The following is a 22,725-nucleotide window of genomic DNA, read 5'->3' as shown; positions in this document are numbered from 1 at the left end:
GTCCTGCCCAAGATCCTGCGCCTGCCCACCAGCGCCTGGATCAACAAGCCCGCCGAACCCGAACCCGAACCCCGCCTGACACCAGTCGGTTAACACCCGCTGGCCTCAATCCCTTGACACTTACCGCCCGACCTTTCGGTCAGAATTCGAACCCGCTTCGTGGGGGTAACACTGTGTCCGAGGGGACTCGACCCCCTCCACAGTGCACACCTGCATGAACCAGGTGAACATGACCTTGATTGAAGCGAACCACGTCGCGGTCGTCAACCCACTGGTTCGGCAGCCTGTCTCGTTACAGGGAGACGACCTCGACCAGGTCTTCCAGACCGCGGAAGTCGTCTGGATTGAGGGTGTAGAGCTTGGCCTCGTGGGCGTGGGCGGTTGCTGCAATCATGAGATCCAGGACGCGACCGCGCGGCTGCCGACCGATGTCGACCACCCGGGCGGCCAGGCGTCCGTAGCTCTCGGCCACTGCGTCGTCGACCGGCAACGGATCGAACCGTCGCTGCAACACGGTCATCCGAGACAGACGTTGAGCCCGAGCGTCTGAGGTCTTGGCGACCAAGATCCCGAACTGCAGTTCGGCCATGCTGACCACACTGATCGCGAGTCTTCCAGGGATCGGCTCGAGGCCCTCGGCGATCAGGACGCTGGTGTCCAGGATCCCGCGTTCCACTACTTCTCCCAGGGGTCGATCAAGGACTGGTCGACAAGATCGCGATCAGCAGGCCAGTCGGCGTCCACGGGACGATTGAAGACATCCGCCACCTGTTCCCAGGTCACCCAGGACTTGGACCCGCTCAGCGGGCCGAGTACGGCCGCCGGCCGACCGGCCACGGTGACGGTGACCTGCTCGCCGCTCTCGGCGCGTCGTACCAGGTCGCTGGCGTTCTGGCGAAGATCACGCAGCCCAATTTCCTCCATCCGGCCAATGTAGCACTTGTGCTACCCGCATCTTGTTCATCACACTCACGCCACTTGAGGGTGGAGGCTGTCGCGTCCGTCGGTCATGCACAATGCACCATAAATGGCAATTCCCGGGCTTCATCCCATAGGCTCCAGGGATTCGGTGAGGTCTTAACTCCTGGGACGGGTACAACCACCGTGACACACGAGCAGGGCACCTCACGCTGGAGCTCTCACATTTCTCCGCGCTGTCAGCCGATCCCCGAGCACAGTCAGGCGTTCTCGCGATTCCACTGTCAGGATCGCGTTCGAATTCTCCCGAGCGCGCTTCACCAGGTTGATTGCCGTCTCACGCAGTGGTTCGGGCAGTGCCTGGGGTGAGTTCACAATGAGGTGACTCAGGGCCGGCTCGATCTGCTCGGCCGTCCAGACCACCGCCCGATCGGCGTCCCCATTGGCGATCTGCTCCAACGTAATGGGAGCGGCCAGCACCGCCACTGCATGAGCAACAGCACTGTCCCAGGCTCGTGCCCGCGCTGCCTGTTCGCGAGCGGGGCAGGCCTCTGCCATTCGAGCGGCAATGCTGGCTGCGGCCTGATGGGCGTCGCGGGCCGCCGCATGTTTTGCAGGCAGGGACGCCGGCTCGTTCTGCGCAACCGCTTCCCGGACTTCGATCACGGCCTCGAAAATCCTTAGCGCATGACGTAGATCGGCGATTGGCCCTCGATCAGCCAAGTAGGCCGCATAATTTGCGAGGTGGAAGATCTGCGCGCCGTTCAGCGAGTCCAGGTGAGAGCCCGGCATCGGGGGCATGCTTCGAGCGCTGAGTGCCTGTCTCCAGCCGCGGGCCAACGCCCGGTCAAGACCTGGGGGTTTCGATGACGCCGGATCATGGATCTTGGCCAGCGCCACGGTGGCGATCTCCAGCAAGTAGCTGGCTGCACCAGGGTCTATGTTCCCAGCTTCATAAGCGTGCCAAGCACTCTGCTGCGCTTGCAAGACTTCCGTCATCGCCGCCTGCATCTCAGCTGCAGGACGTTCGCGAGATCTGACGTTGTCCCATAGCCTCAGGTAGGCGGAGTAGCAGCTGACGAGAACCACAGCAGGGTCATGCTTATGTGGCCCGGACCAGTATTCCTTGGCGATGAGGGCTACGAAAGAACGGGTCCGTTCACGCAGCTGGGGTGCTTTAGAACCTGAGTCGCTCACGTATCTGAGGTAATTCACGGCCACGTGGACGGCAACCAGATGGGCGCGTGCTCTGTGGTCGGGCAGCCCGGCTGGAGGACTGGGCCATTCGTCCAGCGATTGGGCGTCTTGCAGCTCGACCTGGCCGCTGATGTCTCCTTGGCCTAGCGCCTCGGCCACGAATGGCGCCACCATGGCCCCGACGCGCTGGTAGCTGTGGGCGGTGCGGTGCCCTTTCTCGTCCTCGACCACCCACACCATGCCTGACCCGGGTCTCCCCATCTGCAGCAGTCGTCGGCACCAGGCCGCGGCGATGTCTTCCCCCCGTTCCGGGCCGATGCCAGCGAGCCCGGCCAGATTGAGCTGTTGAAGGGTGTCATCGATCAGGGCCAGACATTGGGGTTGCCAGGCGCTGTCCTGACCGGTGACGCCAGACGCCCCGATCTCGGAACGGGCGGCTGTGGCGCCGAGGTTTCCAAGCCCTACCTGGTTGCCCCACCTAACTGTCAGGGACCGTTGCACAGCACGTGCCTGTAGCGCCGCGATGACCAGGGCTGGTTGACCGCGGAAGACTTCTAGGGTCAGACCGGCCCAGATCGCCAACCTGAGCCGCGGACTGGCCGAGGTCTGGTTGATGCTGGCACAGACCGCGCCAACGGCCTGCGTCGAGTCCCTCAGTAGTCGATTGGCGCCGGCAAGCACCACCGCGGCCTTTGTGTGGGGCCCGAACCGATTCAGTGTCGCGTTGGCCAGGGAACCCAACGGTGCTGCACCACCTGGGACGACCACCCCTCGCCCATTCCACATCCAGCCTTGCGCATCGTCTTCGTGCCCTGAACCTGCCCCGGGCGCCGGGGCTTCACCGTCCTCAGGTGATTCGAGCGACGCCGAGCGTTCCGGGAGGGGGGCTCCTCGCGCGACCTCCGTCAGCGTCAAGGTCGAAAAGTCGCAGACCCAGGTTCGATCGAACGGGTTTTGAGCCCAGACGACTCCAAAGAGAGGGGCTACCTTGCGAGCGATTCTGACAGAGACGATCTCAGAACGCGGATACTCCCCTTCCGGGACGACCGCGGGCAGCGTGTTCACAGCCGGAACCGTAGCCCACTAACTCGTCACGGGAAGGCTACTTTCTCGTAGATTTCCTGTTGATAGAAAAAATTCTGCGAATTTGTCGAGCGGTGCACGCGGCCAGACCTGCGGTTTCCATGCTTCTGATCAGGGCCATCGTGAATTTCACAACGCTGGCAAGAGCTGGCCCTGCACTACCGCTGCCCCCTCTAGGAAAGGTTGGCGCTCCTGGGGACCGTCGGTCGGGGCTAGCATCATTCCCGCAAGCTTGCCCCTCGGGGCCGACCGGCGTCATGTCCGCTGCTGCTGTTTCTCTGGTTCGTGTCTCACTGATTCGCCAGCCTGGGGGTGGCGGTTCCTCAGTCCTGAGAAGTTCAAGTTGTGGGCCTCTGCGCCTGGTCGTCAGGTCCCGGGCGAGCCTCGAACGTGCTGGTTGCTGGACGCCGGGCCGGGCGTCCAGTGCCGCCGAACGAGAGCAATCAACTGTCTGAGCTGGTTCCGGGAAGAAATCGGGACCAGGACGTCGTGGGGCCACCAGCACCTGTCATGACGAATCTTCTTTCACCAGTGATGTTCAGGGAGGACTCTTGTCCGGCATCAGCGCCCAAGAAGCTCGGGTACAGACTCGCAAGCTCATCGACTTCCTGGTCGAGATCACCGAGTCGGCCGAGCGCAATCCCGAACTGGACATCCTTCAGGCGGACAGGCAGGAATGGCGCCTGTGGTGGCTAGAAGACATGCCGCCTGGCGGTCCCAACGTCGATCTGGCCTGCGTGTCAGGCACTCTCCTGAGAATGCTTCCTCCTGCTCGACCGCTCGCCCCGCCACCACCGGCGGCCGTGGCCACATGGCTGGACCCAACCGTCGACCGCGAGGTCCCGGCCCAGGAGCCGCGCCTGTTGGAGCAGGCATCCACTCAAGTCGCGCAGTTGGGAACCGATTCCGGGTCGCAGGCGTCCCCGACATCAATTCCTGGGTCAGTGGTCCGGCAGTTCGAGCGGTGGCTCGTCAGCTGGCAGGAGTGGGCGCAACATCGCCGGCAGGCCGAACAACTGCAACCGTTGTACGACTACTTGGCGGATGTCTGTGCGCAGATCGAGCAGCGCGACAACGACTACGAACTCGTTCTGTGTCGCGGTCTGGTGCGCTGGCAGGCCCCCGACGGAACCGTCGTGCGGCGCCATCTGGTGACCGAGCAGCTTCTGCCGACGGTGAACAGCAAGAGCGCCGAAGTCGTCCTGGACTCGGCGAACGGGTCGCGCCGGTACGAGGACTCGCAGGTATTCGGGACCTTTGAGTCCTACCAGCACGACCGCGGATCACAAGCACGTCAAACAGTCGAGCAGGGCTTCCAGGACACGTTACCCGGCCCCCAGATCATCCGACACCTGGGTGACTGGGTAGGCCAGTGCCTCCTGACCGGGGTACGCGCTGCCACGACGGGTGCCGAGCGGATCGAGCCCGGAACCACGGTAGAGGTCAGCGACTCTCCCGCGCTCATCTTGCGTCCCCGCAGCAAAGCAGCGCTGGCTGAAGCCTATAAGAAGATTTCTCGGCAACTCAGGGATGACGAATGCCCGGTTCCTGTTGCTATGAGCCAGCTGATCACCGACACCGACGCCCACCAGCGTCAGGAATGGGTGCTCGCCCAGGGTGGTACCAGCGGAGATGTTCTGGGTCAGGATCCCCGGTTCCCTTTAGCCGCGAACGAGCAGCAGGAACAGGTGATGGATCTGCTGCGCCGAGAAACTGGCGTCGTGGTTCAGGGCCCGCCCGGCACCGGCAAGACGCATACGATCGCCAACCTGGTCTCGGCGCTGTTGGCCCGTGGCCAGCGTGTCCTGGTCACCAGTGAGAAGGATCAGGCCCTGCGCGTCCTGCGGGACAAGATCCCCCAAGAGCTTCGGCACCTGTGCGTCTTGCTGGCCGGTGGCGGTCGCAGCGCCGCCGAGGAACTCGAGCAGGGTCTGGACGCCCTCTGCGCGGCCATCGCCACCAACGATGCTGCCTCCCTCGAACAACGCGCCCAGGCTCTGGCCGCCGAACGCCTCGCTGCCCGCCAAGCAGCAGCCGACCTGAACGAGAGGATCGGGCGACTCCGCGAATCAGAGCACCACCGGCACCCACCGGTCATCTCCTGGTACAGCTCCACCAGCTACGCAGGAACCCTCTCGGACATCGTCCGCGAAGTACGCCAGCACGAGAGCCAGTACAACTGGCTACCACCCCTCAGTGAGGCTGCCACTACAGCTGAGTCCTTCAGCAGGTCCGCGGTGCGACCACCGTTACCCACCGAGGACATGCTGCACCTGCACCAACTCCTGCTCACCGACTCTCCCCAGCGCCATCAACGGCTCAGCCAGCACCTTCCGCCCGCCTCCCAGATTCCCGACCCTGGCCCCCTCGCGCAATGGATCGACACCGAAACCCGTTCCCGCGAGATGGCTCACAGATCCCAGACAGACCACAGCCGACAGCTGACCGCTCTCTCGGAATCCGATCTGACAAGAGTAAACACCTTGTCACGCGATATCTCGCATACCTTGCAGCAACTCGGCTACGCCCACGACGACGGCGTCACCACCAGCAACGAGACGAGAGGGAGCACCGACGCCAGTGCCGTTCTCGAGCCAGGAACCGCGCCGTCATGGGCCTGCACTGCCGTGGATGAACTACTCGCCGGCCGCGGCAAGGGCCTGTGGGGCACCCTCCTGGGCGTGAGGGAAGAAGCGCCTCGCCTGCAGGAGCAACTGCGCCAGCACGGCGTCGATTATGTAGTAGACGTCGCACCGATCGCGGCGAACGAACTGGGCGTAGCCCGCGGCGCCCTGGACACCGGCCGAGAGTTCGCCGCGTACGTTCGCGGTGGCGGCAAGTTCCGCTCGGCCAAATGGTTGCAATCCCGGCAGCAGAGCCAGGCGAGCGACTTCCTGTCCATGGTCAAGGTCAATGGAAAGACCCCCACCACGCAGGAATTCCTGGACGCGGCCGTGCAGCGGATGGAGGCAGAAGTCGCTGCCCTGCAGCTAACTGAGAAATGGGCCGACTGCGGAGTTGACATTCCCTGCACCCCCAGCGCTCAGCGCCTATCCGATCTCGTGGACAAGTCCGACCAACTGAACCTCATTCACACCATCACGCAGCTTCATGGCCGGCTCACGACTCTCCTTGAGCCCGTCGGGCTCTCGGCCATGGTCCGCAGCGTCACCGGGATGACACAGGTCAGCGCCGCCGCGACCGCCGCCCAGCAACATCTGCAGCACCAACAACTCAAGAACCGCATCGATGCCCTGACCAGCTCCCTGAGGCGCACGGACCCAACCGTCACCTGTCCCGAGGTTGCTGACCTGCTCACCGCCGTACGCGAGCGCGACATGCCCACATACATCGACGCGCTGGCCCGTCTGGAACAGGCCCGTGCTGAACAATCGGCGGCCGTTCACCTGGCCGATCTGAAAGCACGCCTGCAGCGGTCGCACCCGTCTGCCCTGTCCCTGATCGAGGAAACAGCGAGCCACCCGGCGTGGCCCGGGCGGCTAAAACACATCCGAGACGCCTGGGCATGGCGCCAGGCCGAGGCCTTCATCCTGAGCCAGCGCACAGCGCAGGAAGAGCGTGACCTGCAGGACGAATACCTCATCGTCGAGGAGCACATCCAGAACCTCACCGCGCAACTGGCCGCCACCGAGGCCATGTCCCACACCCTTGCCCGGATGAGCGACGAGCACGCCCGTGCCCTGCGGACCTACCAGGAGCACATGATCCATAGCAGCGGCGACGGGCAGCGCGTACGAACCTTCCAGCGGGCCGCCCGCGCTGCAATGGACAAGGCCAAGACCGCAGTCCCGGCCTGGGTCGTCCCCCTGCCCAAACTCCTGGCCAACCTTCCCGTGGAACGCAACTCCTTCGACGTCGTCATCGTCGACGAAGCCAGCCAGGCCGGCATGGAACAGCTTTACCTGCTGTGGCTCGCCCCGCGCGTCATCGTGGTCGGCGACAACAAGCAGTGCACACCTTCCGACACCCGCCTGGGAGGACACAAACGCATCTTCCAGCAGTTGCCCCGATTCCTGGACGGCGTGGATAGCGACATCCAGAACCTCTTTACCCCCAAGACCAATCTCTACGGTCTTCTGTCGGCGCGCTCCGGCAAGGACAATGTCGTACGACTGCGAGAGCACTTCCGCTGCGTTCCGGAGATCATCAACTGGTCCTCCAAGCAGTTCTACGAGCTCAACGGAACGCCCGGCCTGATCCCATTGCGCGAACGCCGAGCAGGGGACCTCCCACCCCTCATCGTCCACAAAGTCGAGGACGCGGTCCTCGAGGGGCGCCGCACCGCCGTGCACAACACCGTCGAGGCCCGGCACATCGCCGAACAGTTGCGTGCCTGCATCGACGACACCGCTTACCACGGAAAGACATTCGGAATCGTCGTCCTACTCGCGAGCCGCGGCCACATGAACTGCATCGACCGTGAACTCCGCAAGATCCTGTCCTCCGAGGAAATGCAACAACGCAAGGTCCGGGTCGGGCAGGCCTCCGACTTCCAGGGCGACGAACGTGACGTAATCTTCCTGTCCATGGTCGTTACTGGCCAGCCCCAGGCCCAGCGAGCCCTCATGTACCGGCAATCCATCAACGTTGCTGCCACGCGCGCCCGCGAGCAACTACGGCTCTTCACCAGCGTGGAACTCGGTGACCTGAAACCCGGTGACCTGCGAGGAAACCTGATGAGCTACATGATGGATCCACCGTCCGTGTACGGCCCCTCTCCTACCCTCGACGCCGTCAGCGCCACCCGCCCCACCACGCCCTTCGAATCGCTCCTGGAGCAGCGTGTCTTCCGCGAGATCAAGACTCGCGGCTTCCATGTCGTCCCGCAGTACAAGGTCGGCACCCGCACCCTTGACCTCGTCGTCACCGGCGACGGAGCCCGGGTCGGCGTTGAATGTGACGGCTACCGGTTCCACACCAGCACCACCCAGATCGCCTCCGACGCCCGCCGCGACCGCGAACTGGCCCGCATGCACTGGGACATCATCCGCGTACGCGAAAGCGAGTTCGAGTTCGACCGCGAACACGAAATGGCCCCCGTCTGGAAAGCACTTGAAGCCCGCGGCATCCAGCCAACCGTCAACGATCCAGAGGTAGCAACCCGCACATGGGCGCCCATCGAACTGCCCGACGAGGACGAGGATGACGACGAATGAACACGACGATCCCAACCGAAATGCAACTCGACCCGAACATTCTCGAGGCAGTCGCCGACGTCATCTGCGGTGACGACACCTCGCCCTACTACCGCAGCGGTCCAAAGATCTCCCGCCTCTTCAGCAGCGCCGGCTGGAAGTGGGCTGGCACGGTCGAAGGCGGCCGTCGAGCCTGGGTCATAGAACAGCTCCACGACCGCAGAGCAAACCCTGAGGACATGCAGCGGCTGATCCTGCGCCTGGCCGATCCACGCGAGTACCTCGATGACACCCCGGCCCTCGACGCGACCATTCATGACCTCAACGAACTGCTCGCCCTCGAGGGGATCGAGATCCACTTCACCGAAGCCGGACCCGCGCTACGTACCAAAAGCCGAACCAAGAACCGCCTTACCGAAACAGCTCCCGCGAGACTAGACGTCGATCTAAGCCTCGTCGTGCACGACCAGAAATTCGGCGAACAACTCAACCTACGCCTGCAGGAAGCACGCACCTGCTGGGACCAAGGCGCAAACCTAGCCGCAATCATCATGCTGGGCAGCCTTCTCGAGGGAGTCCTGTACGACTACGCACGCAGCCACATCCCCAACTGGGACAACGACACCCTTCATCGACTGATCGAGCTCGCGGGCAAGAATGGGTGGATCTCCCGCGACGTAGTCGACTACGCGCACGTACTGCGCGACCACCGGAACCTGATACACCCGCGCAAACAACAGAGCGACGGTCACAAACCCAACGGCGACACGGTCCGAATCGCATGGAACGTCGTCGTAGCCGCGCTCAATGACCTTGCACTTACCAACTCGTCGCAAGCCCCTCTATCGTCACAGCCATCCTCATCGCAAACTGCCTGATCTGATCTATGAGGGCCCGGGGTTGCGATTCCCCCGGGCTACTCGGCACCCTAAGCCGAAGTCCGCGCCGACGACGATGGCCTTCGGCGTCCGGAGACACCGAGCCACTGAGCAGGTGCCACTAGGGGGTGCTGATCTCGATGAGGCTGCCGTTTCGGCCATCTTGACTGAACGGACGCGGTCGAACTCATTCTGTGTAGATGGCTTTCCCCGAACAGCAGGTCCTCTTTGATCTTCCGGCGGCGACCCCGGCCGGTGGATGGCTGATGGGTGGCGCGGAGAACGCCAGACCCGAATCAGATCGAGCTGATCAGGAAACAGGATCCGGCGCAGGGCTGAGGTTCGCTTTGTATGGGCGAGTGTCGACGCGAGAGTTCCAGGACCCACGGACATCGCTGGGATGGCAGCGCGAGAGCGCCCAGGATCTGATCCAGCCTCACGGGCGGATCGTGAGAGAGTTCTTTGACGTCGGGTGCTCCCGTCGTCTGCCCTGGTCGCATCGACCCCAAGCCCGTCAACTCCTGCAGAAGCTCGACCTACCCGACCGTGGAGGCATCGACGCGATCGTGGTCGGGGAGGCCGAGCGAGCCTTCTGTGCTGGGCAGCTGACCGCCATGATCCCGTTGTTCGCACGCCTCGGTATCCGAGTCTGGCTTCCCGAGTTCGACGGCCCCTTCGACCCCGACGACACCACCCACCGCGTCCTCGCCCTCCAACTGGGCGCCCAGGCCCGACGCGAAGTCCTTCGAACACGCTTTCGAACGCTGGCCGCAATGCGGTCCCAAGTTCGCGAACAGGGCCGGTATCTGGGCGGACGCCCGCCCTACGGATACTGCCTGGTCGACGACGGCGAGCACCCCAACAAAGCTCATGCCCGCTGGGGCCGGCGAATCCAACGCCTGGATCCCGATCCCCGCACCGCTGGGCACGTGCGGTGGATCTTCGCCGAGAGACTGAAGTCCCGTAGCGTCGCCGGGATCGCCCGCGAACTCAACGAGACCGGGATCGCCTGCCCATCCGGCGCCGACGTCAACCGCAACCAGCATCGTCACGGTGACGTCTGGACCGAACCGACCGTCGCCTCGATCCTGGCCAATCCCCGCTACACCGGCTACCAGGTCTGGAACCGACAACCCACGGATCACACGAGCGTCCCCGCGCCGGCCCCGTCCTCCGGCGGGCCGTCAGGTCACGAGCATGAGTACGGCCGGTTACCGATTCAGCGATGGGGCTCAGCTAATGACTGGGTCGTCTCGCGCGTCCCCAGCCACCCAGCCCTGGTCAGCACCGAGGAGTTCATCGCCGTCCAGGCCATCCACGCACGCCGCCCAGACCGGCACGGGAACCGGCGAACGTACCTCCTGGCCAGCCTGCTGAAGTGCGGACTGTGCGGGCGCAGACTGGACTCGCACTGGGTCAACAACCGCCCCGGCTACCGCTGCCGACATGGCCGGCGCACCAGCACGCACTCAACCGGGTGGCCGTACCTGTATGTCCGGGAAGACGAAGTCCTCGCACTGCTCCAGCAGGATCCCGACCTCAGCCAAGCGAACCCGACGGAGAAGGCGCTCGTCACCGCCCTCCGAGATCACCACGTGGTGATCGACTGCACCGTCCAGGACGGCCGACTCTCCATCGCCAAAACAGAAAACGGGCCCAGATTCTGACCTTCCAGTCAGAAACCGAACCCGCTTCATGGGGTAGCCATGTGTCCGAGGGGGACTCTACCACACGAGCGTTACATCCCTGTATCAAACGAGGATGCATGTCCATTATTGAAGCGATCCGGACCTGCTCCGTCAAGCCCGCACACGAGGTCCCTAGTGGCAACGGAGGGAGTCCGAAGACGGTGCGCGTGCGTGTGTTGCGCGTCACGTGAAGGCGTCGAAGCGCGGCGAGCGCGAGCAGCGCTGCAGACCAGCTGAGAAAGCGGGATCCATCTATAGGAGAGCGCATGGGCCTCCGCGCTCCGGTACGGCGAGCGTGGTCGTGAGATGAATGGGTTGCGAGGGCGTGGCGCGCTCACATGAGCGCGGTCTGCGGAGTCCTAGACCCCACCGAGATCCACTTCGACGGCGAACGGCGCCGTCACTTTCACGACCCCGGTGAACACCTGGTCATCACGGTACCGACCGCTAGCCGCATCAAGAACGTACGTGAACACCACCGGCGCCCCGGTTGGAACCTGCTCAAGCCGCCAGTAGAACTGGATGCCAGCCCTCGCGTACTGATCGGCTTTGACGATCCGGTCCGTGGTCTCCGATCCCGGTGACACCACCTCAACAACCAACAGCACATGCTCAGGGCGAGTAGGGCTGACATCAAGCACCTCGGTCCGGTAGACCGTGACGTCCGGACGACGGTTGTTCAGCGGGGCATCCTGCAAGCGCACATCAAAGTCGGTGTCGGCATTCCAGGCAGGCCCACCGGCAGCATCCAGAGCGTTGGCCAGCACCCGAGCCAAGCGACTGTGGCGCTTGGTGGCACTCGGGCTCACCAGCGCCATCCCGTCCACGATCTCGATGCCCGCGCATTGCTCCGGCGTCCACATCGCGTACTGATCAGCCGTGATGGGCTCATACATCCAGGCCGGCACAACCCTCTCCCCGCTCATGCCCACCTCCTGAGCTCGACCAGCCACCACCGGCAAGGTACCGCGACCGCCAGCCCATCAAGCAGTCCCCCACTGCCCACCAGCGCCCGAAAAACACCTAACCGCTAACAACCTATTTTTTGCGGACACTCTGGGTGGTTCACACCGGCATCAGCTTCTTGAAGAGGTCGACATTATGGGCAGCGCCTACAAGGCTTGTTGACCTGACCGACCATTTGGGATCGCCATCTGACATGTGTGCTTGATCCCACCGTTGGACCCTGAAACCGTGTGGGCCATGGCACAGAGGATGACGTACCGAGCCGAGCCATTTGAGCACGTTGTGATGGCTGATGGTGTCGTGGTTGTGGCGGTCGACGCTGAGGGGCGCGTGGCTCTGGTCCGGCAAAACCTGCCGCTTCACGGCGAGGCGGTGTCCGTTCCCGGCGGGATGATCGAACCTGGTGAGAGCCCGCTGGAGGCGGCCCGGAGGGAGCTGGGCGAGGAGACAGGAGTTGTCGCTGAGGCACTCAGTCCTCTTGGCGTGTTCGCACCTATGCCGCGTTCGACGCAGCGTCTGCACGTTTTTGAGGCATCCGGTTTGACCGTGGGCGATCCGCAGCTAACCCAAGAGGAGGTCGAGCAGGCCATGGTCGTGGAGTGGTGGCCAGTGGAGAAGGCTGTCGAGGCGGTCTGGGACGGGCTCGTGCAGCTATCTGGTTCAGCGCTGGCATTGCTGGCCTATAGCGCCCGCAGGCCTTCTCTCACGGCGTGAGTAGTTGTGCGAAGGGAACTTTCAGGACGGTCGGATGGGCGATTCCGTGTCCGGTGAATCCGTCCTCGCCGAATGCCTCGCCGTGATCACTGGTGAGAATGACCAGCCAGTCGCCGGTCTCAGGTAGGGCATCCAGGAGCCGGCCCAGGTGCAGGTCGACGTAGGACAGGGCGGCGATCTGGGCTTCGACACTGTCGGGCCCGTGCCCCGCTGGTAGGTAGTGGCCGAGCGGCACGTGCGTGGCCGAGATGTTCAGAAACATGAAGACCGGGCGGTCGTGGTGTTCCTGTGCCAGGGCGAGGACCTTGTCGACTTGGTGGCGTGTCGAGTCTGGCTCGGTACTGCCGTACAGGGGCTGCCAAAATGCCTGGTCGAACATTCTCGGCAGGACGCTGCCGAGCGGTGTTTCGCTGGAGAAGTAGGTGACACCGCCGATGCACAAGGTGAGATAGCCGAGGGCACGAAGCCCGCTGAGCAAGTCAGCGGCAGGCAGGACGAGGGTCGTCGGGTGAACAGGCTTTCCTGCGGGCGGCTGGCACTCCCACAACCGCGGTGGCTGCTCAGGCGTATAGAGCTTGGGCAGGAACCCGGCAAACAGTGCTTGGTGGGCGGGGAAAGTGAAGGTGCCCGGCGTCCGTCGCTCCTCCCATCGCTCAGTGGACAGGAAGCCGACGATCCTGGGGGTCAAGCCACGGCGGGACGCTTCCGCAGCGGCATCAAAGCGCAGAGAGTCCATCGTGACGAGAAGGATGTTTCGCCGTTCGCGGCCGATGATGTCGACGCCGCTGATCATGGGTGCTCCGTTCGGTTCGAGGTTGCGGGGAGCAGGTCGGGTCGCTGTTCGATGCGGCCTTTGAAGGCCGTGTCGACAGGCCGAGGCGTCCGGTCGGCGGCGATCAGGTCCCGGATAGGTCCCAGCCCCGATTCCATGGTGATCGCGGCGCCGGAGGGGTCGATGAGCTGGATGGTGATCTGACGGTCGACCGTGGTCATGAGGACGCCCGGAGCGGCGAGTGCCATTGCAGCGTGGATGAGTTCGGGCATGGCTCCGGGGGCGACGATGGAGACGACAGCGGCGTTGGGGTGGACGTTGATGGCGCCTTGTGCGAACGCGCGGGCGTAGTTGTGGGCCAGCGGTGTTCCGTCGTGGACGAGCGCCACGGCGCGGGTGTTGGCGGTCAGGACGAGGCAGGCCCCGATCCACCAGGCGAGTCCGGTGTGCACCTGGTCGGCATGCGGAGTGTCGACGGGACCGTAGTCGGTGCCGTGTACGCGGTCGTGGGCGAACACGGTGGTCAGGTCAACAGGCCGCAACACGACGGGTTTCCAGCAGTAGGGCAATCTGCTCGGTCAGTTCTTCGGGGGTATGCCCGTCGGTGGTGATGGTGACCGCGGTGGGGTCCTCGGCCGCCAAGCGCCGGTAATAGTCCATCACCGTGGTCAGAAGACCGGGCCGGCGTACGAGGAGTCGATCCTGCGGGGTTCGATCGGGGCGGCTGTGGAAGCGCCGCAGTAGTTCCTCCTCGCTGGTTTCGAGGTAGATGGTCAGGTCGGGGACGGGCAGGTAGCGCAGGAACGGTGCGAACATCTCGCGCACGGTGTTCAGGTCCAGGCTGTTCACGGCGGTGTGGTTGGCGATCACGCTGTTCACCCACCGGTCGGTGACCATGGGGGCGCTGGCCAGTGTGTGCCGGACGGTGTCGCCGGCGTCTAGGGCTCCGGCGAGGTAGAACGCCCATTGGGTCAGGGTTCCGCCGTGGTCGTTGACGTACCCGGACATGGTGCTGAGAGGTTTCGGGAGCATGTGCAGGTAGGAGGCGTCGAGGCGTCCGGTCAGCAGGTTGGTGATGGTGGACTTCCCGGAACCGCTGATTCCCTCGACGGCCAGGAACGGAGCGACCCGGCTCGTGATGGGCGGCTGGTAGCAGCTGGGCAATTCGACCATCACAGCGTCCCTTCCGTGAAGTCGGCGATGTGCTGGGCGACTGCTGCTGCAACCATCGAGCTGGTGTTGGGCTGCCCCAGGACCGGGCGCAGGTCCAGTCGGAGGTCTTCACGCAGCAGACAGGGCATCAGCCCGGCGGCGTGGTCCAGTCGTAGGGCCCAGAACCCCTCGGTGCAGGCCTGCCGCTGTGGGCAGGTACCGCACTGTCCGACGTGATGGCGACCGAGCGATCGGTGAATGACCTCGATCTCGATTCCGTCGATGGTGAAGACGCGGCGGCCCTGGCCGACCCCAGCGACCTCCACCCGTTCATCGCTCGTCATGCCCCGCAGGGCGCTCAGCAGGTCATCGGCTGCGACCGCGTTCCCCTGGCCGGAGGCGTTGAAGTCGGTGCCGACCAGCTCGATGAACTGGACCGGCAGGCGCCTGGTCAGGGCGTACTCCAGCATGGCGGGGACCTCGTGCTGGTTTGCAGCCTGGATGAGGCAGTTGAGCTCGACCTGCTCGAAGTTGTCCCGGGCGGCCTCGATGCCGTCAAGGACCCGGGAGACCGGCAGACGGGTGTAGGCAATCTCCTGGAACGTCTCGTCGCTGAAGTAATGCAAGGAGACCTTGACCTTGTCGATCACGCTCTCGGCCAGCCAGGGAAGGTTGTGCCGCACGTGCAGCCCGTTGGTGATCAGTGAGAAGGTCCGGTCGGGACGGGTGTGGCTGCGCAACCCGGTGAGGACGGGGCGGGACAACGGCGAGATCAAAGGCTCACCCCCGGTGAAGTACACCCGGTTCAGGCCGGCGTCCATCAGGGAGACGATCATCGCCAGGTACTCGTCAGCGCCCAAGGCGCGTTCGCGCTGGTGTGCGTTCGGGTCCTTACGAGCGTCGCCGGGCGGAACATCGCCCTCGTTGTGGCAAAACCAGCAGGCGATCGAACATTTGGGCCCGAAAGACACGCGGAGCTGGCCTCGGAGGGCGGCGAAGTTCGACAGGGCTGTCAGGTCGGGGTCGCCCGCCAGGGGCGTGGGTTCCGGCACGGCGTAGAGCGTGTTCATGATGTCTCCCGGCACAGTTCGTGATGGCAGGGCACACCCCCGGCGAGGATGCTGTGAACGTGACGATCGCCGCACCCCGGCCTCCGGCCAGCGGCGCAAGCCGAACGGGCCACGAAGTGGACACATCAAGTTGACCTCTGCTCCACGGAGCGCGACAGTCTGATCGAGCGGACATTTCACCGGACGTTTCGCATCGACGCTGTTCGGTGACACCGGTTCGTGTTACGCGGCTGCGTGCGGTGATTGGAAGGAGTGGGATGCTCGCCAACCTCAGGAAGGCGGCTGGCTACACCCAGGAAGGGTTCGTTCGCGAGTTCGCCGCGTGTGCCCGCCGACTCGGCGAGGATGCCGGCGTCAGCGTTCGCCAGCTTCGTCGGTGGGAGAAACCAAATCCCCCGCTCCCGCACCCAGGTCAGCAGCGCGTCTTGGAAGCTCTGCTCGGAGTACCCCTGGAAGAGATGGGCTTTACGGTCCCCCCAACTCGGCACGCTGGTCCGAGCAGTACCTCCAGGCCTGGGATTGCACGGCGCGCGTTCCTGGCTGACCTCGGTGGTGTGGCAGCCGCCTCGATCCTGCCGGAGAGTCGTCGGGTCGGTATGAGCGACGTGCACGCTCTGCGCGCTCGTATCGACGGGCTGTACCAAATCGATCACGGCTCCGGAGGTGGCACAGCTCTCACGCAGGGATACACCATCCTCGCCGAAGTCGAGCGCTGTCTGGCAGAGGGGCGGGCTATTGAACCTGTCGCCCTCCGCCTCCAGGCTATGACCGCCGAATTACGCTGTCATATAGGCTGGTTCGCGCATGACGCCCAACGCCCGGGAGAAGCCCGGATTTGTATCCTGGAGGCCATGGCCACCTCTCGCATGATTGGCGACACGAACCTGGAAATACGCGGGCTGGCCACCATGTGCCTGCTTGGGATCGACCAGCACCGCGGCTGGGAAGCGCGATCGGCCGCCGCAGCAGCCCGCGAAATTGCCACCACGCATGCTGGTCCCCGAGTGAAAATGGTTCTGGCCCTGCGCCAGTCCAGCGCCGCCCTGGCTTCGCAAGATCCCGCAGCATCCCGGCGCGCCATGTCCGAAGCCATCTCCCTGCGTGACAAGGCCGCCAGCGAAACTGACCCGCCCCGGTGGGTTCGCTTCGCAGACCCCGTTGAACTCGACTACGCGACGGGGATGCACTATCTGCGCACCGGCCAGCCGTCAGCGGCTGTGCCGTTCCTGCGTGCGGCGGTTGACGGACTCGCCGCCAGCTACGCGCGCAACACCGCCCTGTACCGCGCACGCCTGGCGAACGTCCTTCTCATGGTCGGCGAAGTGGACGAAGCTTGTCGCATGATGACCCAGGTCCTCGACGACGCCCAGAGTCTGACGTCCGAGCGGCTGACTGCCCGGGTTGCAACCTTCGAAGAGAAGGCCCGAAGCATGGATTCCTCGCACACCAAAGAATTCCTTGTCTTGGCCGGCGCGCGGCGGAGGCAATCATGACCGATTTCGAAACAGCTGTCGGACAGGAGGCGGGCAGGCTGCGCAGCGAGCTGACCGCGGTCTACCAAGCAGCTTTCAGGCTCCCTCCCTACGACAAGACCGAAGCCGACGTCGAAGCGAACTTCGCCAGGTTCGACCGGCAGATCACCCGGCCCGGCTTCCGGGCCGTCCTCACCCACGCTGACGACGGGACACCGACGGGCATGGCCTACGGGCACACCCTCTCGGCGAGCACCGGATGGTGGAAGACAATGACCGATCCGGTCGACGAGGAGACAACCCGGGAGGACGGCGCTCGCACCTTCGGCCTGTTCGAGTTGGCCGTGCATCCCGAACACCAGCGCCAAGGCCTCGCCACTGCCATCCACCACGCACTCATCAACGATCTCACTCACGAAAGAGTCATCCTCAACGCCCGACCCGATGCCACAGCCGCGATGTCCGCATACGCCTCGTGGGGATACCGGAAGATCGGACAGAACATTCCCTGGGACGGCGCCGCACCGCATGTCGTGCTGCTACTCGAACTGCCATCGGGCCCTTGACCAGACTGCCGGAGAGCCCGTGAAGCGGTCGCGATCGTATCGGTGCGCCGTTCGTCAGAGTTGCGGCACGATCTCCGGATGGACAGTTCTGGTTCCGCCCGAGACCTCGCACGCGATCCTGACCACGAGACGCGGATGATTAGTCAACTCTCCGAGCTGGTGAGCTGTGAGTCATCTTCCGATGACCTTCTCGGGCTCCAACGATGCGCTGAACTGCTTGGCACCTGGTTCGAAGAGCCGCTCGGGCGTCAGGCGATCCGCCCCACGGATGGCGTGCCGCACCTGCTGTGGCCAGGACGCGACGACGGGGTTCTCTTGCTGGGCCACTTCGACACGGTCTGGCCGGCCGGAACACTGGTTGACTGGCCTTTCGCCGTAGAGGCGGGCGTGGCCCGGGGGCCGGGAGTATTCGATATGAAGGCCGGCATCGTGCAGATGCTCGCTGCCGTGTCGACCCTGGCGGACCCGGGCGCTGTGACAGTCCTCCTGACCGGGGACGAGGAGGTTGGGTCTCCGACGTCACGGGCGGTCATCGAGCGGGAGGCCCTGCGGGCGCAGGCCGTGTTGGTGTGCGAGCCCAGCGCTGATGGTGCGGCGGTCAAGATCGCCCGCAAGGGCATCGCTGATTACGAGCTGAGAGTTCGTGGCCGGGCGGCTCATGCCGGACTGGAGCCGGAGCTGGGCGTGAACGCCACCGTGGAGATCGCTCATCAGATCCTCGCGGCCCAGGCGCTGGCCGACCCGGAGCAGGGAACATCGGTGACTCCGACCATCGTCACGGGTGGGACCACCACGAACAGCGTTCCGGAGAGCGCGTTCGTGCGCCTGGATGTCCGGTCCTGGACCCGCGCCGAGCTCGACCGGGCTGATGCTGGCTTACGTGCCCTGACCGCCCGTCTACCCGGCGCTGAGGTCAGTGTCATGGGAGGTGTCAACCGATATCCGTTCGAACGCGAGGTCGCGATGGAGTTGATGCGGGCGGCCCACGATGTCTCACGTTCGCTGGGCGTAGACCCGGTGGAGGCGGTTCGTTCCGGTGGCGCTTCCGATGGCAACTTCACCGCTGCGCTCGGGGTACCCACGCTGGACGGGCTGGGAGCAGTCGGAGCCCATCCGCACTCCCGCTCGGAGTGGGTCGATACCACCGCGATGCCCCATCAGGCAGCAGTTCTCGCCGGCCTGATCGAACGGATCATCACCAACGGCCTGCCCGAGTCCAGTGCATGAGTGAGCTGAAGGTCGCGGCCAGCGCCTTCCAGCCACATGAGATGAGGGCCGTCAGCCGCAGGGCCCCTCACCGATCAGATTTGCCCCGATAATGTCCTGATGCGTCTTCTTCTGCTCGGCGGGACCTGGTTCCTTGGCCGCACCCTGGCAGAGCTGGCGGTGGAGGCCGGGTGGGAGGTCACCTGCTTCAACCGCGGCAAGACCGGCCGGGACGTGCCCGGCACCCATTCCATCCGGGGTGACCGCACCAGCCAGGCGGACCTGGACCGGCTGGCTGCGGGCGGTCCCTGGGACGCGGTGGTAGACACCAGCGTGTACGAGCCACCCGATGCCCTGGCCATGGCCACAGCGCTGAAGGACACCGTCGGTACCTATGTGCTGACCTCCACGGTCTCGGCCTACCGCGACTGGCCGGCTCAGCCGGTCAGCGAGATCTCAGCGCTGTGGCCCTCTCGGCCCGATGCCCGCGAGAGCGACTCGGACCTCGCGGCGATTCCGGAGCCTCACGCGTACGGGACGTTGAAGGCCGGCTGCGAACAAGCCGTCCGGGAGGTGTTCGCCGACCGATCACTCATCCTGCGCCCCGGAGTGGTCCTCGGGCCCCATGAATATGTGGGACGGCTGTCGGCATTGCTGCGGCGCGCTGAGCGAGGCGGCCCCATGCTGGCCGCAGGAGACCCGACCCAGCCCATTCAGCCCCTCGACGTGCGGGACCTGGCCAACTTCCTGATCAGGCTGCTCAGAGCCGAGAACCTCGGGACGTTCAACGTCACCGCGCCGCCGGGGCACTCGACGTACGGATCTTTGCTGGAAGCCTGCACGCGGGCCACTGGTGGCGGTGCTTCCCTGGTCTGGGCTGACTCGCTCTGGCTGCAGGAGCAGGGGGTGCGGCAGTGGACGGAGATGCCGCTGTGGAGAACACCGGCCGGGACCTGGGCCGTGGACTCAACGCGGGCGGTAGAGGCAGGATTGACCTGCCGACCGCTGCCCGAGACCGTCGAGGACACCTGGCAGTCTCTGCACCAGGAACCTTTGGTGGCTCACACCCGCCAGGGTGAACACGGGATGCAGCCGGAACGGGAGGCACAGCTGTTGAGGCTCTGGTACAACCAGGAACCGTCATCGATCTGAAAGGGCAGCGCGCCGCGGGTATGCGAAGCGCGCGTCGGGTAGGAGCTGGCGGTCAGCTGGTGGGAAGTGCCCGCCAGCGGGCTTCGTCGTTGAAGACCTCGACCCGGTCTCGTAGCTCCGAAGCTGCGGGGTCGGTACGCCAGGACTGCTCGGCCAGGAGCCGACCGACGCCGCCCAGGCGGTCGGTCAAGCTGTGCCGACGCTGCGGTACCGGGATGTCCCACACCTCGGTCAGGGCCTCGGTGGCTGCGTCGAGGTCGTTCAGCCGCAGATTTGCGGCCGCGAGATTGACGCGCACATGATCCACACCCCCGGCTACCGGTTCGCTGGCGTTCTGCGCCAGTGATGCCCGGGCCCGGGCCGCTGCGGCGGCGGAATCTCCCATGGCCAGCAGCGCGGTGCTGATACACCCGTCGTGGCGGGAGGCCTCCCAGCCGAATTCGCCGCCGACCTCGTTGTGAAGGTCATCGTCCTGAGGGCCGGTAAGGGCTTCATCTGCTTGGCTCACCGCCTGCAGCGCCTCGCTGGGGTCTCCGCCCAGCTGTGAGAGGGCGCGCGCCTCGATGGCTTTGAGGCGTGCTAGTGCGGTACCGGCGGGAGCGCCGTCAAGACCGGCCGAGACGTGAATCAGGGCCTGCCGAGGTCGGCCGGTCCAGAACTGCACGAGCGCCTGAGTGCCCCGGGCCCAGGACCGCAGGCCCGGGTGATCGACGAGTTCGGCGTACACGTTGGCGGCCCGGGACTGCTCCTCGGCCGCGTCCCAGGCGGTTAGGTCGAACGATGCGCTGGCCATCAGCCCGCACAATTGGCCGGCGGCCAGGTACAGGTCCGCGGTCTGGACAGGCCGACGCGTGCGGTCCAGGAGCGAGTAGGTGGCATCGCGGGCTCGTCTGGCCTCGGCCAGCAGGAGCAGCGGAGGGATGGTCGTGAAATCTCTGGCCAGTCGCCGGACTTCGGCCTGAACCTGCTCGATGCTGGAGGGACTGACTGCGCCGCCAGCCGCGCTGGCGTGCTCCGTTGATTCGTGCGCCGCCATGAGGGCGATCAACTCCATACTCGGGGACGTACGCGTACTGGTGTTGCCACCTAACCCTCCCTGATACAGGGCGTCATTGGCTGCGATCGCAACGGTGGGACTGCTCACCTCGTCGCGTCCCAGGCCGTCCATGAGATGGGGCGCAGCCACCTCAGCCGTCGGTGAACCCAAGAGCGTGGCCAGGGGCGAACCCCAGACCTGGGCCGCGACTCGTCGCGCAGCAGGGCGTGCGTTGGTTACTTCTCCGGCCATCCATCGCTGGAATTGGCGGGGAGAAAGAGTGACACGTTCTTGTAGCTCTTGCGCGACCTGGTCGAAATGGGCGCACCACTCGTCATTGGTCCGGTCCCCGTCCCGAACCAATCTCTCCAGCAATGTCCTCGGCGCCGGCCGATCAATCACGACTCACTCCCCGACTGCTTCGACGTGATCACCCAAAACTAACCCGCCCTCCTGTCCTTGGCCCAGCAAAGATGCAGGTAGAGCGCCTAATGACGCAGAAATGTCGCCCTAACGTCGTGGTAGCGGCGTTCGCAGGCCGTAGCTGCGACCGTCCCCGGCAGGTCAGGCTGACGTCGGGCAATGCAGGCAATCGCGACGGCCAGCCCACCGAGGACGCCGGCGAATTCCGAAGCGCTTGAAGGGATGTGAATCCAGGTGGCCCATCTCTGTAACGGGACCCTGATCGTTGAAGCCGTCACCACATCCGGGCGGGCCGCAGCCGTCTACTTCCGGCCAGCGCCCAGAACCGTTCAGATCTGGTACGCCGAGCGATGCATGGCCGAGCTGGAAAAAGCCGACCTCTTCCGACTGCTCAGGTCGCCAGGACAGCGGTTGCTCGTCAGCCGCGTCGAGCTGCGCAGCGAGTCACCAGCTCTGGTGTCGATCACCCTGGACGACGTACACGACTGGGAGCTGTCCCCGGCTGAGGCCGCCGCATTGTCGGCGTTCGCCGACCACTTGGTGACGGCATGATCGGTCACGCAGATTCCAGGGTACTTCCGGCCCCTAGCGGCGCAACCAAACGGCCTACGATGCGCGAGATCTCGACTGCCACGGGGGCAGCCGAGCTCAACGCTCACCCGTCGAAAGCCAAAGCGGAACCTGAACCGGAGCCCGGATCCAGGGCGTCCGGACGATCGGGATCACCCCCGGTCCTGACGGCACAAGAGCTGCACCGTGAACTCCGTACGCGGGGCCTGCAGATCGCGGCCGTGACGGGCGGTGCGGATCGTCCCGATCAATTGACCGTGTACCTGCACGGCACCGCCGGACAGTGGCTGCACGGCCGCGCCCACCAAGTCATCGCTCAGGTGCCGGGCGTCGTGGTGCTGCCCGCGACGTCCTGCCCGACGATCCTTGCGGTCTGGACGGGCATCAACCTGCAGTCCTTGATCCGGGCCCTGATGGCGCGGGCACGTGCACAGCAGCTGGAAGAACCCGGCGCCCCAGCAGTCGCTGATCGGCTGGCTCCAGCGCACGCGCCTCCCTAGGCCCCGGCCATCGCCAGGCCGCGAGCAAGGCGCGCGCCCCTAGATCGGCGCCGGGATGGGTGACAGTCACCCGCCGACACCCTCCACCCGTCCCGGCGTCTGAACTCCCGCTGGCGGTCGCACGACGGTCCATCCGTCGGGCCGTCAGCGGGTCACCAACTGCAAGAGGCCGAACCACGGTCACCGTGATCGGCTGAGTCTTCCTG

19 protein-coding genes are annotated in these 22,725 nt (G+C 65.0%); 9 read left to right on the top strand and 10 right to left on the bottom strand.

Features of this window, described 5'->3' with window-relative positions; all coding sequences use genetic code 11:
* Nucleotides 1-292: 292 nt before the first annotated feature.
* From QSK05_RS33465 to QSK05_RS33455, 3 genes are all read right to left on the bottom strand, one after another.
* Nucleotides 293-676, bottom strand: coding sequence for a type II toxin-antitoxin system VapC family toxin (locus QSK05_RS33465; RefSeq protein ID WP_285601420.1), 384 nt, complete (start codon nt 674-676; stop codon nt 293-295).
* The gene (locus QSK05_RS33460) at nt 676-924 is read right to left on the bottom strand and encodes a type II toxin-antitoxin system Phd/YefM family antitoxin (protein WP_285601419.1); all 249 of its coding nucleotides are present in this window, start codon (nt 922-924) and stop codon (nt 676-678) included. Before QSK05_RS33460 ends, QSK05_RS33465 begins: the two co-directional genes overlap by 1 nt.
* 201 nt (nt 925-1,125) lie before the next feature.
* The gene (locus tag QSK05_RS33455; protein ID WP_285601418.1) at nt 1,126-3,180 is read right to left on the bottom strand and encodes a hypothetical protein; all 2,055 of its coding nucleotides are present in this window, start codon (nt 3,178-3,180) and stop codon (nt 1,126-1,128) included.
* Nucleotides 3,181-3,749: 569 nt separating this feature from the next.
* On the opposite strand from QSK05_RS33455, the gene QSK05_RS33450 reads away from it, so the two are divergent.
* The 3 genes from QSK05_RS33450 (at nt 3,750) to QSK05_RS33440 (ending at nt 10,899) form a co-directional block, all read left to right on the top strand.
* Nucleotides 3,750-8,375: a PDDEXK-like endonuclease domain-containing protein gene (locus QSK05_RS33450; protein ID WP_285601417.1), complete on the top strand. Its 4,626-nt coding sequence runs from the start codon at nt 3,750-3,752 to the stop codon at nt 8,373-8,375.
* Nucleotides 8,372-9,232, top strand: a complete 861-nt coding sequence (locus tag QSK05_RS33445; RefSeq protein WP_285601416.1) for a hypothetical protein — start codon at nt 8,372-8,374, stop codon at nt 9,230-9,232. The genes QSK05_RS33450 and QSK05_RS33445 overlap by 4 nt, the downstream gene beginning before the upstream one ends.
* Nucleotides 9,233-9,432: 200 nt before the next feature.
* Entirely contained in the window at nt 9,433-10,899 is a 1,467-nt protein-coding gene (locus QSK05_RS33440; protein ID WP_502879863.1) for a recombinase family protein, read from the top strand.
* 380 nt (nt 10,900-11,279) lie between these two features.
* Here the strand turns inward: QSK05_RS33440 and QSK05_RS33435 are convergent, their stop codons facing one another.
* Nucleotides 11,280-11,846 (bottom strand): Uma2 family endonuclease, encoded by a 567-nt coding sequence (locus QSK05_RS33435; protein ID WP_285601415.1) that lies wholly within the window; start codon nt 11,844-11,846, stop codon nt 11,280-11,282.
* A 277-nt stretch (nt 11,847-12,123) separates the two neighbouring features.
* Here QSK05_RS33435 and QSK05_RS33430 point away from each other — a divergent pair, with 277 nt between their 5' ends.
* Complete coding sequence (locus QSK05_RS33430; protein ID WP_285601414.1) at nt 12,124-12,600, top strand: NUDIX hydrolase; 477 nt, start codon at nt 12,124-12,126, stop codon at nt 12,598-12,600.
* Here the strand turns inward: QSK05_RS33430 and QSK05_RS33425 are convergent.
* Genes QSK05_RS33425 through QSK05_RS33410 form a run of 4 tightly spaced genes read right to left on the bottom strand, consistent with a single transcriptional unit; the run spans nt 12,590 to nt 15,594 of the window.
* On the bottom strand, nt 12,590-13,393 hold the full coding sequence (locus tag QSK05_RS33425) for an STM4013/SEN3800 family hydrolase (protein WP_285601413.1): 804 nt from the start codon (nt 13,391-13,393) through the stop codon (nt 12,590-12,592). The two genes, QSK05_RS33430 and QSK05_RS33425, sit on opposite strands and share 11 nt — an antisense overlap.
* The gene (locus tag QSK05_RS33420) at nt 13,390-13,917 is read right to left on the bottom strand and encodes a hypothetical protein (protein WP_285601412.1); all 528 of its coding nucleotides are present in this window, start codon (nt 13,915-13,917) and stop codon (nt 13,390-13,392) included. Before QSK05_RS33420 ends, QSK05_RS33425 begins: the two co-directional genes overlap by 4 nt.
* Nucleotides 13,901-14,545: a dTMP kinase gene (locus QSK05_RS33415; RefSeq protein WP_285601411.1), complete on the bottom strand. Its 645-nt coding sequence runs from the start codon at nt 14,543-14,545 to the stop codon at nt 13,901-13,903. The genes QSK05_RS33420 and QSK05_RS33415 overlap by 17 nt, the downstream gene beginning before the upstream one ends.
* Nucleotides 14,545-15,594, bottom strand: a complete 1,050-nt coding sequence (locus QSK05_RS33410; protein ID WP_285601410.1) for a radical SAM protein — start codon at nt 15,592-15,594, stop codon at nt 14,545-14,547. Before QSK05_RS33410 ends, QSK05_RS33415 begins: the two co-directional genes overlap by 1 nt.
* 257 nt (nt 15,595-15,851) lie before the next feature.
* Between QSK05_RS33410 and QSK05_RS36710 the strand changes: the two genes are divergently transcribed.
* The 4 genes from QSK05_RS36710 (at nt 15,852) to QSK05_RS33390 (ending at nt 19,990) form a co-directional block, all read left to right on the top strand.
* Nucleotides 15,852-17,087: an NsdA family TPR-like regulatory protein gene (locus QSK05_RS36710; RefSeq protein WP_502879862.1), complete on the top strand. Its 1,236-nt coding sequence runs from the start codon at nt 15,852-15,854 to the stop codon at nt 17,085-17,087.
* On the top strand, nt 17,084-17,632 hold the full coding sequence (locus tag QSK05_RS33400) for a GNAT family N-acetyltransferase (protein WP_285601408.1): 549 nt from the start codon (nt 17,084-17,086) through the stop codon (nt 17,630-17,632). Before QSK05_RS36710 ends, QSK05_RS33400 begins: the two co-directional genes overlap by 4 nt.
* 273 nt (nt 17,633-17,905) lie before the next feature.
* Nucleotides 17,906-18,859, top strand: a complete 954-nt coding sequence (locus QSK05_RS33395) for a M20/M25/M40 family metallo-hydrolase (RefSeq protein ID WP_285601407.1) — start codon at nt 17,906-17,908, stop codon at nt 18,857-18,859.
* Between the two features lie 99 nt (nt 18,860-18,958).
* Nucleotides 18,959-19,990 carry an NAD-dependent epimerase/dehydratase family protein gene (locus tag QSK05_RS33390; RefSeq protein WP_285601406.1) on the top strand — a complete coding sequence of 344 codons (1,032 nt, stop codon included), beginning with the start codon at nt 18,959-18,961 and terminating at the stop codon, nt 19,988-19,990.
* Nucleotides 19,991-20,042: 52 nt separating this feature from the next.
* On the opposite strand, the gene QSK05_RS33385 is transcribed toward QSK05_RS33390, so the two are convergent.
* The gene (locus tag QSK05_RS33385; protein ID WP_502879861.1) at nt 20,043-21,428 is read right to left on the bottom strand and encodes an NsdA family TPR-like regulatory protein; all 1,386 of its coding nucleotides are present in this window, start codon (nt 21,426-21,428) and stop codon (nt 20,043-20,045) included.
* A 375-nt stretch (nt 21,429-21,803) separates the two neighbouring features.
* On the opposite strand from QSK05_RS33385, the gene QSK05_RS33380 reads away from it, so the two are divergent.
* The gene (locus tag QSK05_RS33380; protein ID WP_285601404.1) at nt 21,804-22,001 is read left to right on the top strand and encodes a hypothetical protein; all 198 of its coding nucleotides are present in this window, start codon (nt 21,804-21,806) and stop codon (nt 21,999-22,001) included.
* A gap of 170 nt (nt 22,002-22,171) precedes the next feature.
* Here the strand turns inward: QSK05_RS33380 and QSK05_RS33375 are convergent, their stop codons facing one another.
* Nucleotides 22,172-22,507, bottom strand: coding sequence for a hypothetical protein (locus tag QSK05_RS33375; protein ID WP_285601403.1), 336 nt, complete (start codon nt 22,505-22,507; stop codon nt 22,172-22,174).
* Nucleotides 22,508-22,725 lie beyond the last annotated feature (218 nt).

Source organism: Kineosporia sp. NBRC 101731, from assembly GCF_030269305.1.
In the GTDB taxonomy this organism is placed as follows: Bacteria; Actinomycetota; Actinomycetes; order Actinomycetales; family Kineosporiaceae; genus Kineosporia.
Note: the sequence above shows the minus strand (reverse complement) of the source record. Positions and strands in the feature narration are given on the sequence as shown.